Annotated in this window: 13 protein-coding genes; 8 read left to right on the plus strand and 5 right to left on the minus strand. The window is 63.5% G+C overall.

Annotated features, from left to right (window positions below):
* Positions 1–329 precede the first annotated feature (329 nt).
* Together Pan216_RS21145 and Pan216_RS21150 are read left to right on the plus strand one after the other, a co-directional pair.
* Positions 330–1,064 (plus strand): DUF4272 domain-containing protein, encoded by a 735-nt coding sequence (locus tag Pan216_RS21145; RefSeq protein ID WP_145261113.1) that lies wholly within the window; start codon positions 330–332, stop codon positions 1,062–1,064.
* A gap of 86 nt (positions 1,065–1,150) precedes the next feature.
* Positions 1,151–1,639, plus strand: a complete 489-nt coding sequence (locus Pan216_RS21150) for a DUF6933 domain-containing protein (protein WP_145261115.1) — start codon at positions 1,151–1,153, stop codon at positions 1,637–1,639.
* 283 nt (positions 1,640–1,922) lie between these two features.
* Here Pan216_RS21150 and nfi read toward each other — a convergent pair whose 3' ends face one another.
* Positions 1,923–2,612: a deoxyribonuclease V gene (gene nfi / locus Pan216_RS21155; protein WP_145261116.1), complete on the minus strand. Its 690-nt coding sequence runs from the start codon at positions 2,610–2,612 to the stop codon at positions 1,923–1,925.
* A 484-nt stretch (positions 2,613–3,096) separates the two neighbouring features.
* On the opposite strand from nfi, the gene pdxA reads away from it, so the two are divergent.
* The 5 genes from pdxA to Pan216_RS21180 all read left to right on the plus strand — a co-directional run bounded on the left by pdxA (position 3,097) and on the right by Pan216_RS21180 (position 8,658).
* Entirely contained in the window at positions 3,097–4,122 is a 1,026-nt protein-coding gene (gene pdxA, locus Pan216_RS21160) for a 4-hydroxythreonine-4-phosphate dehydrogenase PdxA (protein WP_145261118.1), read from the plus strand.
* Positions 4,122–4,757 carry a histidine phosphatase family protein gene (locus Pan216_RS21165; RefSeq protein ID WP_145261119.1) on the plus strand — a complete coding sequence of 212 codons (636 nt, stop codon included), beginning with the start codon at positions 4,122–4,124 and terminating at the stop codon, positions 4,755–4,757. The genes pdxA and Pan216_RS21165 overlap by 1 nt, the downstream gene beginning before the upstream one ends.
* 317 nt (positions 4,758–5,074) lie before the next feature.
* Positions 5,075–7,177 (plus strand): tetratricopeptide repeat protein, encoded by a 2,103-nt coding sequence (locus Pan216_RS21170; protein ID WP_145261121.1) that lies wholly within the window; start codon positions 5,075–5,077, stop codon positions 7,175–7,177.
* Positions 7,174–7,581: a hypothetical protein gene (locus tag Pan216_RS21175; protein WP_419192810.1), complete on the plus strand. Its 408-nt coding sequence runs from the start codon at positions 7,174–7,176 to the stop codon at positions 7,579–7,581. The genes Pan216_RS21170 and Pan216_RS21175 overlap by 4 nt, the downstream gene beginning before the upstream one ends.
* Positions 7,582–7,644: 63 nt before the next feature.
* Positions 7,645–8,658 (plus strand): aldo/keto reductase, encoded by a 1,014-nt coding sequence (locus Pan216_RS21180; protein WP_145261123.1) that lies wholly within the window; start codon positions 7,645–7,647, stop codon positions 8,656–8,658.
* Positions 8,659–8,762: 104 nt separating this feature from the next.
* Here the strand turns inward: Pan216_RS21180 and Pan216_RS21185 are convergent, their stop codons facing one another.
* The 3 genes from Pan216_RS21185 to queA form a co-directional block, all read right to left on the minus strand.
* Entirely contained in the window at positions 8,763–11,231 is a 2,469-nt protein-coding gene (locus tag Pan216_RS21185; RefSeq protein ID WP_145261125.1) for a tetratricopeptide repeat protein, read from the minus strand.
* Positions 11,228–12,373: a vWA domain-containing protein gene (locus Pan216_RS21190; protein WP_145261127.1), complete on the minus strand. Its 1,146-nt coding sequence runs from the start codon at positions 12,371–12,373 to the stop codon at positions 11,228–11,230. Before Pan216_RS21190 ends, Pan216_RS21185 begins: the two co-directional genes overlap by 4 nt.
* Positions 12,374–12,519: 146 nt before the next feature.
* On the minus strand, positions 12,520–13,554 hold the full coding sequence (gene queA / locus Pan216_RS21195) for a tRNA preQ1(34) S-adenosylmethionine ribosyltransferase-isomerase QueA (RefSeq protein ID WP_145261129.1): 1,035 nt from the start codon (positions 13,552–13,554) through the stop codon (positions 12,520–12,522).
* Positions 13,555–13,747: 193 nt separating this feature from the next.
* Here queA and Pan216_RS21200 point away from each other — a divergent pair, with 193 nt between their 5' ends.
* Positions 13,748–14,854 carry a glycosyltransferase gene (locus Pan216_RS21200; RefSeq protein ID WP_145261131.1) on the plus strand — a complete coding sequence of 369 codons (1,107 nt, stop codon included), beginning with the start codon at positions 13,748–13,750 and terminating at the stop codon, positions 14,852–14,854.
* Between the two features lie 24 nt (positions 14,855–14,878).
* Here Pan216_RS21200 and Pan216_RS21205 read toward each other — a convergent pair whose 3' ends face one another.
* Entirely contained in the window at positions 14,879–15,268 is a 390-nt protein-coding gene (locus Pan216_RS21205; RefSeq protein ID WP_145261133.1) for a hypothetical protein, read from the minus strand.
* Positions 15,269–15,497 lie beyond the last annotated feature (229 nt).

Genomic DNA, 15,497 nt, shown 5'->3' on the forward strand with positions numbered 1-15,497 from the left:
GCATGATCTCCGAGACCGAACGCCGGTCGCGTCAGTCTCTCCTAAAGTCTACTCCATCTCCCGCCAGAGAGAACCGCCGGTCGACACGGTTTCGCCGCGGGGAGACGATCACCAGACCCATAACGCGTCGCTCTCCCCGGAAACATCAAGCCAAACCGCCAATTCGCGCGGAGTAGGACGTGAAACCGAGAGCGAGGACGACTACACTCTATCGTGCAGCCCCCAATACTGGGGCTGCGACGATTCGGATTCGACGTCAGACGACGATCTGTCGTTCGAGACTTCATCACGCCGCGGGCCATGTTCAGTCAATTCCCAGGAGAACCGGTATGCGGCGTTATCCATCACCTGACACCTGGCGCGGCGCCAGCAAGCGACAGCGGAACCGTGCCCAGCGATCGTTCAAACAGCTCAAGAAGCGAAAAGTGCCGGTCTACGACGGCCCATTGGTCGTCGACGATGACAAAGACGCGACGCTCCAAGACGCTCAAGAGGTGGCCCGTAGGACGCTCGTCTTGTGGGCGGTCGAATTGCGGGCGGAAGGCACGCCTCAGGAAGAAGCGATCGAGCTGATCGACACCCTCGACTTGGGGGACAGCGTCAGTCCCGAGGAGAAGCGTTTTCTCGAAGACCCGAAACCCAGAGCTCACGAATGCCAGGCTCTCGTCTGGCGTCTCGAAAGCATCTGGGTGTTGTTGTGGGCTCTCGGCTACCTCGAGGAATTGGACTGGCCGAGCGACATGTGCAATGTCCCGAAGTTGGTCAACATTCTCGAAGTCTGCGAATCGAGTGCGGAGTTCATCACCGAGGCCGAGCTACGCGACAAGGCGGAGATCCTCGATGCGCAAGATCTGATCGTGCGGATCCATTGGGCCATTCGGGAGGCCTATCTGAGTCGGGACCAAGAGATCCCCGCGAACCTCGACTGGTCAAAAGACGCCGAAATGCTTCCCGTGAGCATGTGCCACGGCGTCGGGGTCGTCGAGCAGCGCCACCATACCTTGAATTGGCTCGTCAACTTCCCTGAGCCCGCCGGCTGGGATGATGTCGAAACGCCGACGTGATTCGGCAAACAAGCGGTCGAATGGTAGAGTGATCACTCATGTGACGGAGAATAACCCGACCGAGTTGATGGTTCACGGATCCCTGGATGATCGTTCGACTGACCGAGAAGCTGCGTTCCAAGATCAAAGTGGGTCCTCTGCAAACGCTGCCGCTGGAGGAGCGTCCGTTCGCGGACTGGTCGGCCAACTTCTTTCGGGTGGATCTCGTCCAGTACGTGATCCTTACCCACACGCGGTCGCTCTATTCCTGCGTGATGCTCGGCAAGGGTGTCACCGACGAGCGTCGCTTCCTCGAACGGGGCATCGCCACCATCGGTGAGTTCATGCTCGCCGATGGTCACGAGTCCGCCCATCGGACGTTCGCCGCCGCCTCGAGCGAACCGGTGCGTTTCGCCAAGTCGCTCAATCGTTCGATCTTGGGTTCGATGAATGATTTGATCTATAACGCCAAGTGGAACATCGCCCACGGCCAACCGCCCCACGAGGTCGGCTTTGGCCTCAACATCGCCCCGATGTCCGGCCTCGACTGGTCCAATCCCCGAGCGACGTTCATGAGGTTGGCGAAGGAGGAGTGAGGGGAGGAGGAGAGGTTTTCCACCAAGCCGCAAAGCGGCGGCAGCACGTAGCCTGGGATGGCAGTCCCAGGTACGATGCCCAACAACCATCGCCGAGTCCTTAAGGGACGGCATTGGATTCCGTTTCGACGACGTTGCCGCCGCTTCGCGGCTCGGAATTGCTGAGACGCCACCTACCTGGCACTCACGTGCCAGGCTACGTGATGTCGTCGCTTCGCGACTGAGGAAGGTCAGCCGACGCGGATGGACGGTTCAGACGAGAGATGGCAGGCAATGGCCTGCCCTACGCGTCTTCCGTCGAAGCAAGTCGTGATTCGTTGACGAAATGATGCGCGAGCCGAATTGGTTCGGGGAGGCGGTAGCGGGGGGCACAGTCGAGGAGGAGATCGACGGCGGAGACGAGGTCGAACTTGTGGCCGATCGAGGCATAGACCGGCTTGACGCCGGTACGGGTGCGGAGGACCTCGCCGATCACTTCCTCCTTGTCGATCAGGTCGGAACGCCCGCCGCGTTCGTTGGAAGGCTCGGCGAACTCGCCGCAAAGTCGGGTCTTGCCGCAGCCGATGGTCGGGATGTCGAGCCAGAGCCCGAGATGGCAGCCGATGCCAAAACGGCGCGGATGGGCCCTGCCCTGACCGTCGACGATGATCGCGTCGGGACGCGTCTTCAGCCCCTTGAAGGCTTCGAGCAACCCCGGCAGCTCCCGGAAAGAGAGCAACCCTGGCACGTAAGGAAAGGGCGAATCGAGCACCGCGTACGATGACTCGACAATCGACCAGTCGTCGCGGTGGCAAACGACGACGCCGGCGGTGATGCGGTTCGAGAACCGAGGGTAGGAAGCGTCGACCCCCGCGATCAGTTGTGGCGGCCTTTTGTCGGGGCGATTGAGCACGACCTGGGAGACGAGCTGTCGCTGCAACGCCACCGCCTCCTTGGGTGTCAGGTCCCAATCGTGGAGCTTTCGGAATCGCATCTTCGTGTTGTAGCCTTTCGCTCCTGACCAGCCCAGGGTGATTCCCTTACGGGAAATCTCGGCGGACCGTAGTCGTGCGTCTATCTCTAGATGCCAGGTTCTCCTCACCTCTCCTTGGGGAGAGGTCGGCGAACGTCGTGAGCCGGGTGAGGGAGATTCCGGCTCGGACAGTTAAGGGTGATTCGCGAAGACGAACCCCCTCACCCCTATCCCCTCTCCCAAAGGGAGAGGGGGAACAGTTGGCTGTCTCTCCCAGTGGGAGAGGGGAACAGTTGGCAGTCTATCCCACGGGGGGAGGGGAAACTTAGGCGCCACCTCGGTGGACAAGCAACCGAGGCCCCCCGGACAAGCGATGGGAGGCTTCTCCGATGTCAAGTCAACTCCCGTCAGGCAATAGCCTGACCTATACGGGACCACCCAACGAGACGATCACACGCCACCGCGACTCGATCTCCACGCCTGGCGGGATTCGTACAATCTCGGCATGAACAGCATGACGCCAACCATCGCGATCACCATGGGGGATGCAGCCGGAATCGGTCCCGACTTGATCGTCGCGACCTGGCCCGAAATTCAAGACCGTTGCCCTTGCCGTCCCTTCGTCGTCGGGAGCGTGGCAATGCTGCGCCAGCTCGCGGCCCCCTTCGGCCTCAACGTCGTGGCGATCGGTAACGTCGAAAGCGCGATCGCCTCGGCGACGACGATCCCCTGCCTCGAGCCGGAAACGGTCCCGGTCGCGGATCTGGAGCGGGGACGCGTCCATGCCGCCGCCGGCCAAGCGGCCCACGACTATCTCATCGCCGCCACCGACTTGGCGCTCGCCGGGAAGATCGACGCGATCCTGACGATGCCGCTCAACAAGGAAGGGCTCCACGCGGCGGGGCTGAACTACCCGGGCCATACGGAGATCTTGGCGGAGCGGACCGGGACCGAGCACTTCGCGATGATGCTCTACCGCCTCGGCCTCGGGGTCGTTCATGTCACGCTCCATACCGCGCTGCGGGACGTCTTCGCCCGACTAAGCACCCCGGCGGTCCTCGAAAAGATCCGGTTGCTCGACCGGATGATGCGCTCCCTCGACATCGCCCAACCCCGATTAGGTGTCGTCGCCCTCAATCCCCACGCCGGTGACGGTGGGATCTTCGGCGATGAGGAGACGACGATCATCAAGCCCGCGGTCGACGCGGCCCGCGCGGAGGAGATCAACGTCGTCGGCCCCCTCCCCGCCGACACCTTGATGGCCGCCGCCTCGGAAGGCTACTACGACGGCGTCGTCGCGATGTACCACGACCAGGGCCATATCGCCCTAAAAGTGTTGGGCTGGCGCGAGGCGGTCAATATCACGGTCGGTCTGCCCATCGTTCGAACGAGTGTCGCTCACGGAACGGCGTACGACCTCGTCGGGCGCGGTGCCCCCGATACGGCAAGTTTCTTCGAAGCGATGAGTGTCGCCGTCTCGCTGGCCCGCCATCGATCCCAACGGTCCGAAACAGGAGAGTCGCTCGGCTGATGCGCACTGTCATTCTTCTCGCCCGTCATGCCGCGACGGACAACAACATGCGGCAACCGCCCACGCTCCAGGGCAGCGGCATCGATGCTCCCATCAGCGACGAGGGACGCCTCCAGGCCGAAGCCCTCGGCAACGCCCTCGCGGACCGGTCGATCGCCGCGGTCTACGCGAGTCCGCTTCGCCGTGCGCGCGAAACCGCCGAGGCGGTCGCGAAACCGCACGGGCACGAGGTGACGCCTATCCCCGACTTTCGGGAGGCCGACTTGGGCGACTGGGAGGGGCTCTCGTGGGTCGAGATTTCGAAGCGGTGGCCCAAGGAGCACGAGGCGTTCCTCGCCGACGCCGAGAACAATAGCTACCTGGGTGGGGAGAACATGCGAAACGTCTGCGATCGCACCTTGCCGGCGCTCGCCAGCATCGCCCAGTCCCACCCGGAGCAAACGATCGTCGTTGTCGGCCACAACGTGGTCAATCGCGTCCTCCTGGCCGAGTGGATGAAGATTCCGCTACGCTTCGCCCGCAAGCTTACCCAAAACAACGCCGGCTACAACGTCATCGAATGGCGTGGCGACGGCTTCAAGGTTCGTACCATGAACGTTGCCGATCATCTGTCCGGTCTGCCCTCGGCTGACTAAACTAGGCTATCTCGCGAAGGTGGTCGCTTGGCGGATGGTCCAACGAGCCAGGCTTTCGACCTGGCACTTGCCGTCGCGACCATGAAGAGGCATTCACGAGCGAAACCAGCGTTTCTCTCGAGCGAGAAGTCGCTGTCGGGCGGGGCAGCAGGAATTCACCTAGTCACGATCCCGCGGGATGCGACCCACGGGGCTTGTTCACCGGCTGACAGTCAGCAACGTTCACCCGACTCGTTCGGGCCGATTCCTCCACTCTTCCCTAGCCGCCAGCCCGGGAAGCACGCGAGGACCGACAGCGCCGAAAGGAAAGGACGTCCATGGGGCTCGATCCGTATGCCCAGTGTCCCTGCGGGACCGGCAAGAAGGTCAAATGGTGTTTCGCGAAAGTCGATCAGGAGGTCGAACGCCTGGTCAACCATGTGCGCGGACGCCAGGAAGACCAAGCCTTACGCGATGTCGAGAAGCTCGCTTGCGATAACGACGGGCGTCCCGAATGCGTCCACATGTACGCCTCGTGCCTTCATTCCCAGGTCGAAGCAAGCTTCGAGAAGATCGATCCGGCGATCGAGATCGCCGACCAGACGATCGCGACCTACCCCGAGTATGGTCTCCCCTACGAGACGCGCGCGGAGATTTTTCTCTCCGGCGACGTCTTCGACGAAGCGCTGGATGGTTTTCGCGACGCCCTGGGACACTATCCGCCGGAAGCGACCGATCATCTGCTTCGTTGTCACTTGAAGATCGGGACCTGTCACAACTTCCAAGGCCGTCCGCTCGCCGCATGGGCGAGTTGGCAGCAAGCCCTGAAGATCCAGCCCGACAACGAGGGGGCGCTCGAGTTCATCGAGAAGTTCATTCGCTCGAACAACCTCCTACCCAAGGCGGCGCGAACGGGGCTGATGTTACGCTCCCCCGATGAACTCTCGGTCTTCAACGAGGAGCGGCGCGAAAAGTGGGACGCGGCCCTCAAGCTCGATCGCGACGCCAACCTCGACGAGTTGGCGACGACCTACGCGTTCTTGGCCGAGGACGACAAGTTCGACCGCGCGGCGTGGTACAACCTCGCCCTCGTCCGCGCTTGGCTCGGCCGGAACCTCGAGGCGATTGAAGCTCTCGATCACTACGCAAGCCTGGAAACCGATCGCGAACTCGCCGCGGATGCCTGGCACTTGGGCGAAATCCTCCGCGTCGGGGCCGGCGCCGAGGAGGTCTCCGACAACATCCATCACGTGGTGACTTACCGCGTGCCCGAACCGGAAGCCTTCTTCGAGTTGCTCCAGAAGGTCAAGTGCACGGTGGTCGTCAAGTCCCCCGAGGGGCATCACTCCCTGCACTGGATGGACCGCGAGGTCGATCAGGAACCGTCCGATGTTCCGCTTGTCGGCGGCCCGCCCAAGCAACTCGCCCAGGTCTTCATCATCCCCGGCGAAGTCCATATCGTCGCCACCACCGAGTCGAACCTGCGCCGCGTTCGCGACCAGTTCGAGGAAGCCCTTTTCGACACGGTCCACTACGCGGAGGAATTGACCCGCCCCGGCAGTTTGCAAACCCTCGACGCCGAGCCGTTTCTCATCTTCCACGAGACCAGTTCGAGTCCCGAGGAGCAGCGCAAGCGGGCTTTCGAGTCGGTGAAGCACTACTTCGAAGTGGACTGGATTCACCGTCCGCTCAAGGCGCTCGGCGGGCTCAGCCCCATCGACGCCGCCGCGAGCGAGAAGCTTCACGCGAAGCTCGAAGGCGTCATCCGCTTCCGCGAACGCAACTACGAACGTTACGAAGTCGGGTACTCCTTCGACCGGCTTCGCAACAAGCTGGGGCTCCCGTCGGACATCACGCTCGACGAAGAGAACCCCGAAGATGTCTCGGCCCTCTCGGCGAAGCAACTAGCCGACCTCGTTCCGGCAGAGCTCTCCGACGAGGATCTCCAGGGCGCCTACCGCACCGCCAACTCGCTCGATTCGCCGCAAATGGCCCTCATCTTCGCCGAGGAGATGGTCGCCCGCGAGAGCCTCGCCGCCAAGGCGGAGACCGTCCCTCTCTTTCGTCGGTTGATCACCGATCGCCTCGAACGGTCGCGCCCCGACGAGGCGGCCGCGTTCGCCCTTAGGGGGCAGGAGGCCGACGAGGAGCATCACGGCGGAAACAACAAGGTCGATTTCCTCGCCCTGCGGGCCCGGATTGCGGTCGCCAACGACAACGAGAAGGAAGCCAGCGAACTGCTCAAGCAAGTCGTCGACGCGGAGCCGGACAACTTCGATCGTCTCTCCAGCGAGATCGAACATCTGCTGAGCCGGGGCGCCAACCAGGCGGCCCACGACTTGGCCGAGCTTGGCATCGAGAAGGCGGACGCGTCGGGCAGGAAGGATTTCAAGGAGCAGTTTCGCGAGTACCTCTCGGCCGCAAGCTCCGCACTGTCGTGATCGCCGCGGCTCTCAGACGCTGTCTCTTGATCCTCTGGGTCCTGCCCGGCACCTTGGTCGGGCTGACCTTCGGGCTGTTGGCGCTCGCGACCGGTGGGGGCTGCCGGCGTCGGTCGATCATCCTCGAGTTCTGGGGCGGCGCCGTGACGTGGATGCTCAAACACTGCACGCCACTTCCCGGAGGTGTTTCCGGGATGACCCTCGGACATGTCGTCATCGGCCGCTCTCCCGAAGCCCTCGATTTCTGCCGCGAACACGAACTCGTCCACGTCCGCCAGTACGAACGTTGGGGTCCGTTCTTCATCCCCGTCTACCTATTGCTCTCGGTGATCATCTACTTCCGCGGCGGCCACGCCTACTTCGACAACCCCTTTGAACGGGAAGCGTACGAGGAAGCGCCGTAGGAAGATTGTTGGAGAACGAATCACCCCAACGAACTCAACACCACCGACGCGAAGGAGAGCACCGTGCATCTCGGCGACGTTCTTTCCGGAAACCTGGGGTTTGGATCGGCGCCGCTTGGCAATCTCTACCGGAATATCCCCGACGAGGAGGCGGTCGCGACCATCGAAGCGGCTTGGAAGAGCGGGATCCGTTACTTCGATGTCGCCCCGCTCTACGGGGCCGGCTTGGCCGAGATTCGGCTCGGGGAAGTCCTCTCGCGGTACCCCCGCGAGGAGTTCGTCATCAGCACCAAGGTCGGCAAGATCATCCTCGATGAAGTCGAGGATCCCACCACCCGCGACCTGGGCGAGAAGACCGGCTTGTACGAACATGGCCGCCCCAACAAGATCGCCAACGACTACTCCGAAAGCGCCACGCTGCGGTCGATCGAGGAGAGCCTCAAGCGGCTCGAAACCGATCGGATCGACATCATTTGGGTTCACGATGTCGCCCAGGACGCCTATGGCGACGAATGGCTCGGCGTCTTCGAGAATGCCCGCAAGGGAGCCTTCAAGGCACTCGATCGCCTGCGCGACGAAGGGGTCATCAAGGCGTGGGGACTGGGGGTCAATCGCGTCGAACCGATCGAGCTGATCCTGGACCTCGACGCCCCGCGTCCCGATGGATTCCTGCTTGCCGGTCGCTATACGCTGCTGGACCACGACAAGGCCCTGCAGCGAGTCATGCCCGAGGTCACCAAGCAAGGCTTGAGCGTCGTCGTGGGCGGGGCCTACAGCTCCGGAGCCCTTGTCGGCGGCCCCAACTTCGAGTACGCTCCCGCCCCGCCGGAGATCTTGCGGAAGGTCGCCGACATCAAAGCGATCGCCGATCGTCATGGGGTGAGCATGAAGTCGGCCGGCCTGCACTTCGTGCTCGCAAGTCCGGTGGTGGTCGCGGTCATCCCCGGTGCCAGCAAGCCGAGCCGGATCGCCGAGGATCTCGAAGCCCTTCAAGCCGTACCCCCGGCCGCCTTCTGGCAAGAGCTTCGCTCCCAGGGCCTGGTACATCCCGACGCCCCCTTGCCCGGCGACGCATAGTCTTCGCCCGTCCAGATGCTCCCTCTCCCGTAGGTCCGGCCATTGCCTGACACGGGTCTTGCCCGGCTGTACGCTTAGAACGGATCGGCACGCAACGGGCTACCCTACGGGGCGAGTTCCTTGATAAGCCGTTCGTAGGGCTCTTTCCACTTACCGCCGCCGAAGCCGGGGTAGAGCTGCTGGATGATCGCGAGCCACTTGGCGGCTTTCTCGGTCTGGCCGAGAGCGCGATAGCACTCGATCGTAAAATAGACCGCTTCGAACCAAGCGTCGCCGCCACGCTTGAGCCGATCGCGAAGCGCGGAGAGCAGCTTTAGCGCCTCGGTGGGGTCGCTGGCGGCGAGTTCGTTGCGAGCCATCGTCATCGCGATCCGGGGATCGTTGGGCGAGTCGGCCGCGAGCCGCTTGAGCAACCGCCGAGCTTGCTCCTGGGAACCGTCGGCGACGTAGGCCCGGGCGAGCAGAAGCCGCAGGTTGAAGAGGTTGTTCCGCGAGAGCTCCTCCGGCCGAGCCAGCATCCGCTTCGCGACCGCCTTGACGAGTCCCGCTTGCGCCGCCCGTTCTCGCGTCGACAACGAAACCTCCAGCGGGTCGATCCGCGAGACCGTCCGAAGCAGCACGGCGTCGCCGTCGGGAAAGCCCTTCTCCACCAGCGCGATCGCTTGCTCGGTCTCCCCCCGGCGGAGATGGAGCCGCAAGAGCGCGTCCCAGGTTCGCCCCTTGATCGCGTCAGGCAGCTTCGGGTCTCGCGTCAGTACACCGAGCAGTGCGATGGCATCGGCGTCGCGATCGAGTCCCGGACTGCTCCAAAGCCGCGCCAGCACATAGCGAGCGATCGCCGAGGAGCCACTTCCCGCCGGGGGCTGATCGAGCAACCCTTCGAGCACCGCGGCCGCCTCGCGTCTCGCGGTGGCTTGGGACGCATCGCTATTCGCGCCGAGCAGTTGATCGTGATAGATCGACGCCAACGCCGTCACTGCCTTGGGAAACCGTGTATGGGAAGCGGAAACGCCGCGATACTGCGCGATCGCGTCCGGCCAGTTCTTCCGACGTTCGGCGAGTTCCCCGAGCAACCACCGAACCTCCGAAGCGGTCTCGTCGTTGGGATAGCGCCGCTGATGCTCGCGGAGAACGCTCTCGTATTGCTCGAGGATGCGATCGTCACTTTCCTTGCCGTAGAGCCGTGCCAAGGAGTAGGCCGCCGTCAGAAGCGACTTGGGAGCCTGGGCGTGACTCGGGTGACTCGCGGCCAGTCGCCGGAGCCGCTTGGCGGCGTCCGCGTACTCACCCAGTTCGAAGCGTAGGGCGCCGGCGCGCTGCGCCATCTCCACCGCGAGGACTTGATTGTCGGTGGTGGCCGCTTGACGTGCCGCCCGGTCGTAGGTCGCGAGGGCCTTCTCGTACTCTTTCTGGCGTTCGAGGATTCGAGCGACGCGTCGCAAGAGGGTCAAGTTGGTCTCGTCCTCATCGAGCGTACCGAGCCGCGCGAGGATCTGCTCGCCGCGCCGGGCCCAGTATCCACCGTACGACACCTCCAGATCGTCGAGGATCGCGAGCGATTCGTCCTGAAGTTCGGCCGCGACGTTCGGGTTGGACGCTCGCACTCGGGCCGCTTGGGCCAGAAGCGCCTCGAAGAGGACGAGTCCCTCTTCCGGTCCGGCCAGCTTCGACGCGGAGGAAGATCGCAGCAGCGCGATCGCCTCGGCCGGTCGGCTCGCCTCGAGCAGAAGCTTGGCCCGCATGCGCCGCGCCCGTTGCTGCATCGGCTCGGGAACGGCCTTTCCCTCGAAAGGCTTGAGCAGCTCGAGAGCCCTCGCGGCGTCATGACGCAACCAAGCCGCCTCGGCGAGCGTGAGGAAGCTCTCCATCGTGATCGGCTCGGTCCCAAAAGCTTTCGCGTAGGGCGTGAGCTGCTTGTCGACCTCATCGAGGGCAGCCCGCTTCGCCGCCACGTCGTCGGTGGCGCGAGCGAGCGCGAGATTTGCCGCTCCTCGTCGGAACCGGATCGCCGCCGAGAGACTTTGGAGTTTGCCGCGATCGAGCTCCCCGCTGGCCTTCGCCCCCGCCAGCAAACTCGACTCGGTCGTCTCGCCGGCTTGCTGCAAGAGTCTCAATGCTTGCTCGGCCTGCTCCCGCGCCGCGGTCACTGGGGCGGGGTCGTCAACGAGGACCTTCGAGAGATCCCACATCAGACCCGATCGGCGCAGAGCCAATCCCGACCACTCGTAGAGCTTGAGCGCCTGGTCCCCTTTCGCCGAGTCCCGACCGATCGCTTGCTCGTAGAGCTTGTCCGAGCGCTCCCACAGTCTCTTACGCCGATTGGGATCGGTCGTCCGGGTCCCCTGTCGGGTCAGGACCTCGGCGAGAACGGTTTCGAGACCAACCAGGGACGAATCATTCGAAGGCAACGCGAGCAACCGGGTGGCGTGAACCCCGAGAAGATCGTCGAGCCCCCGTTGCTGAAGGGCTCCGATGAAGCGAGACTCCAACTCGGCTCGATCGACGTCTTGCGCGTCGGCGGGAGAGGCGATGGTGAACAAGGCGAGCGGGACAAGGAGCAGACACCACCTCAATGGGGAACTCCCTTCGTCAGGTCGATGAAGCGGTACTTGCCGTTGTTTCGCTGCGCGAGCCGTTCGATCACGCGGCTCGGCCGGCGGCCGAAGGTGTCGGCGTGGAATTGAATGACGTGGATCGACGCGGGCTGCACCTTTCCCCCGCGAGTGTTGCGGGCGTTCTTTCGCGTGATGGAGGTAATGATTCGCTCCAGCGGCGTTCCCGTCCCCGAACGGTCCGCGTCGGTGAGGAAGAAGATGGCGTCGGGGCGGAGCGAGAGGGCATCGAGCAACGCCTTCTCGTGATCGGTTCCCCCCTCGGCGGGGACGCGGTCGATCTCCTCCTTGGCGCGTTCGATCATGACGTCGGTCGCGGGGATCAGGCCATGCTGCTTGATGCGCGTCAGCCGGGAGGGGTCCTGATTGTAGAAAATGACTTGGAACTCCATCGAGGGATCGAGTTCGTCGAGACTGCTCTTGAGCTCCTTCTTGGCCCAATCCATCGCGGTCACTTCGCCCATGCCGGTCACCATGCTCGCGGAGCGATCGATGACGTAGATGACACGTTTGGCTTTGACGCGAGTGCCGAAGAAGTCGGCGGCGCCGTTCCCCTTGCCGCCGCCACCGAGGCCCTCGAACATCGCACCGCCGTCGGCTTTTCCCTGGGCCGCCGAGTCGAGCAGACTTCCGCTGTCGGCCTGGGTCGCGGCGGTCAATCCGGTCAGCGATTCGAGCGCCCCATCCTCGGCTCCGAGCGGATCGTCGACGGGATCGGTGGTTGCACTGAGCGGACCGCCCCCGGCGTCGCGCAACGGCTTCATCTCCTCAATCGTCCAAGTCGTCTCCTCGACAACGTCCTTGTGAAGCTCGAGCAAGGGATCGAGGACCATCATGCGCCGTTCCTCGGCCTTGCGTCCCGGTCCCATATCGACCGTGAAACAGACCAACAGCGCGAGAATCGCGACGTGAACCAGCGCTGAGAAGGCGAGCGGCAAGGGCGATTCGCTGAACTGCCGTGCAAGCCACGCCAGAAAGGGAGACGTCTTCTCCTCCTTCCGCGAGGTCGACGAAGCGGGTTTCCGCGCGGCGGACTTGGGCCGAGCTGGTGATTTGGGCGGAGCCGGCGACGGTCCGGCGCTCGGCGTCGTCGATGCGCTCATGGGCGAATCCTTCACTCCCGGAAACGGGTTCGACGAGTGCCATGCTCAGTCGACACCCCAAAGCTGTCGATCCCCCAACACTCGGCCGACGATGTCGCGATTGGCTCGCCCTGGCTGGTCAGCGACCAAGGCGCGAGGCACTCTCTTCAGAGTAGCAGCATCGCGTCGCCGTAGCTGTAGAATCGATAACGTTCGCGAACGGCCTCTCGGTACACTTTCTGGATCGATTCCATTCCCGCAAACGCCGACACGAGCATGAGAAGCGTGCTCTTCGGCAGATGAAAGTTCGTGATCATCGCGTCGACGCCGGCGAACTCATGGGGCGGCGTTAAGAATAGACGCGTCTCCCCCGTAAATGATTTCCATGTCCCCTCCTCCTGGCAAGAGGACTCCAAGACACGGACCGACGTTGTTCCAACCGCGACGACGCGTCGGCCCTCTTCCCGCGTTCGCCGAAGCCGTTCCACCGTTGCCGACGAAAGTTCGCACCACTCCGCGTGCATCTGGTGTTCGCTCGTCTCCTCCACCTTCACGGGCAGGAAAGTCCCCAGTCCGACGTGGAGCGTCACGTTGGCTTGCTGGACTCCCCGATCCCGAAGGGCCTCCACCAATTCGCTCGTGAAGTGCAAGCCCGCCGTCGGGGCCGCGACCGCACCCGCGCGGGCGGCGAAGATCGTCTGATAGGTCTCCCGGTCACTCGGCTCGTCCTCTCCACCCCGGATATAGGGGGGAATGGGCACGTGGCCGTATCGCTCCAAGAGCGTGAAGGTCCGTTCCTCCGACTCGGGTTTCGCACGCCAAGTCTTCTCCTCGCCTCGTTCGACAAGGCGGATTACCAACGACGGCTCGCCGGGAATGGTGATCGTTTCGCCAAGCTGCAACCGGCCTCGTGTTCCGGTCAGGACGATCCAGTCATCCCCCTCCTCGCGGAGGAAGAAGACCTCGCACCTGCCCGAGGTGCTCGTTCGCTCCCCCAGCAATCGGGCCGGGACGACGCGGGTATCGTTCATGACCAGGCAATCGCCCGGGTCGAGGTAGTCACCGAGGTCGCGGAAGTGGCGATGCTCGATCTTCCCCGTTTCTCGATGAAAGACCAAAAGCCGCGACGAATCGCGCGGGATGACGGGCTTTTGCGCGATCAGCCCGGGAGGCAAATGGTAGTCGAAATCGCTGACTTTCATGGAGACTCACTAGAGGGGACCGCTCCGGCCGCCCGAATGGTTGTTTCCTTCGCCGCGATGAGCGACGTCCACCGCGGCTCGTGTCAGGCAATGGCCTGACCTACGAAGAACTAGCTCGTGTCGGGCAATGGTCCGACGGACCAGAGGTTTCGAGAGCCCTCCCCTCTCTTCTTACGTATAAGAGGACAGCATCATGACCGATTCTGTTCCCATCGCCTTCGGCATCACGGATCTCGATGTCGGCGGCGCCGAACGCATGCTCGCCGAATTGGTGACGCGATTGGACCGGCGCCGCTGGTCCCCGTCGGTTGTCTCCTTGCAGCCATGCGGACCGCTTGCCAGTAAGCTGATCCGGCACGACATCCCGGTCGAGTCGTTGGAAATGGGTGGAACCCGGGATCTTCCCGCCGCCCTTCGCCGTTGGACGACGCTCCTACGCGAGCGCCCGCCGGCGTTGCTGCAAACCTTCCTGGTCCACGCCAACATCCTCGGTCGACTTGCCGGCACGTGGGCCAAGGTTCCGGTCATCGTCAGCGGGGTGCGCGTCGCCGAACAACGCAAGCGGGCCCCCATGTGGCTCGACCGCTTGACCCACCGACTGGCCTCGGCCCATGTCTGCGTTAGCGACGACGTGCTCGAGCACACCCATCGGGTCGTCGGCATCCCGCGAAATCGGTTGCTCACCATTCCCAACGGCGTCGACTTGAACATGATCGATCGACGTACGCCGGTCGACCTGGAGCCGTTCGGCGCCTCGGGCCGTCCCGTGTTGGTCACGGTGGGCCGACTCGATCACCAGAAGGGCATCGACCTCTTGCTCGACGCGTTGCGGAAGCTGCGTTTGCGAGCGGCCATCCCGATGCCACTGACCGTGATCGTCGGAGATGGCCCCGATCGCGAACGCTATGTCGCGGACGCCGACGACTTGGGCGACGATGTCCGCTTCGTCGGCTGGCAACCCAACCCGCTCGATTGGATGGCCGCGGGAGACTGTTTTGTGCTCGCGTCGCGTTGGGAGGGGATGCCGAACGTCGTTCTGGAAGCGATGGCTTGCCGGCGTCCCATCATCACGACCTCTGTCGAGGGGATACGTCGTCTCGTCGAAGCGGGCCGGACCGGATGGGTGGTGCCCACCGAGTCGTCCGAGGCGCTTGCTCGCGCGATCGAAGATTGGCTCACCGATCCCGAACGGGCCATCCGGTTTGGGGAAGCGGGCCGCGATGTCGTCGAAGGTCGCTATCGCATCGAAGCGATGATCGAGCGCTACGACGCGTTGTACCGATCCCTCATCACCCGATAGCCGTCTTCTCTCCGCACGGCGTCGTTAGCGTGAGAGAAGGTCGGTCAGCGTCGTCGCCAGTCGGTGAACCGGGTGAGTCTCGCCCGACGGGTCCTCCCCCGCGTCGGTCGGTTCCTCGGTTGACGCCAGTGACTCCTTGGACTCATCCGTCGTGGGAGTCGTCTGTTTGGTCGGAGCCAGCAGATTGGCGACCCAGTGGATCGCCTCCTCGGCCTTCTTGCGATGCTCGTGATGCAACTTCTCGGCGGGATCGAGATCCTCTTTCGACTCGTTGGACGCCATCTGCGACTCGGCGCTGGGCTCGACGCAGAACGTCAGAGGCACCGCGAAGCAGAGCACGACGAGCAGAGCGGTGAGGCACACCGAGACTCCAAACTCCCCGAAGCGAACAAGGCGCCAAAAGATTTCACGCATTGGTGATCTCTCCGAAAAACGTCCATCGGTACGCGAGTGGCGGGGAGATACCAGAAAGGGTCGTTCGCGACAATAGGACTCGGACATCGCGCAACTTGGGGAAGCGAGAAGCCCCCGCGATTGGTTCATTTGTCCGTATCGGGTTCCCGTTCCTGATAGCACTCCATGCGAGGCGAAGCTCTCGGAAGGGCAACCTCGTTTTTGTCACCGGGGTTCGTTGGCCTGCCCC

The organism is Kolteria novifilia, assembly GCA_007748055.1.
In the GTDB taxonomy this organism is placed as follows: domain Bacteria; phylum Planctomycetota; class Planctomycetia; order Kolteriales; family Kolteriaceae; genus Kolteria; species Kolteria novifilia.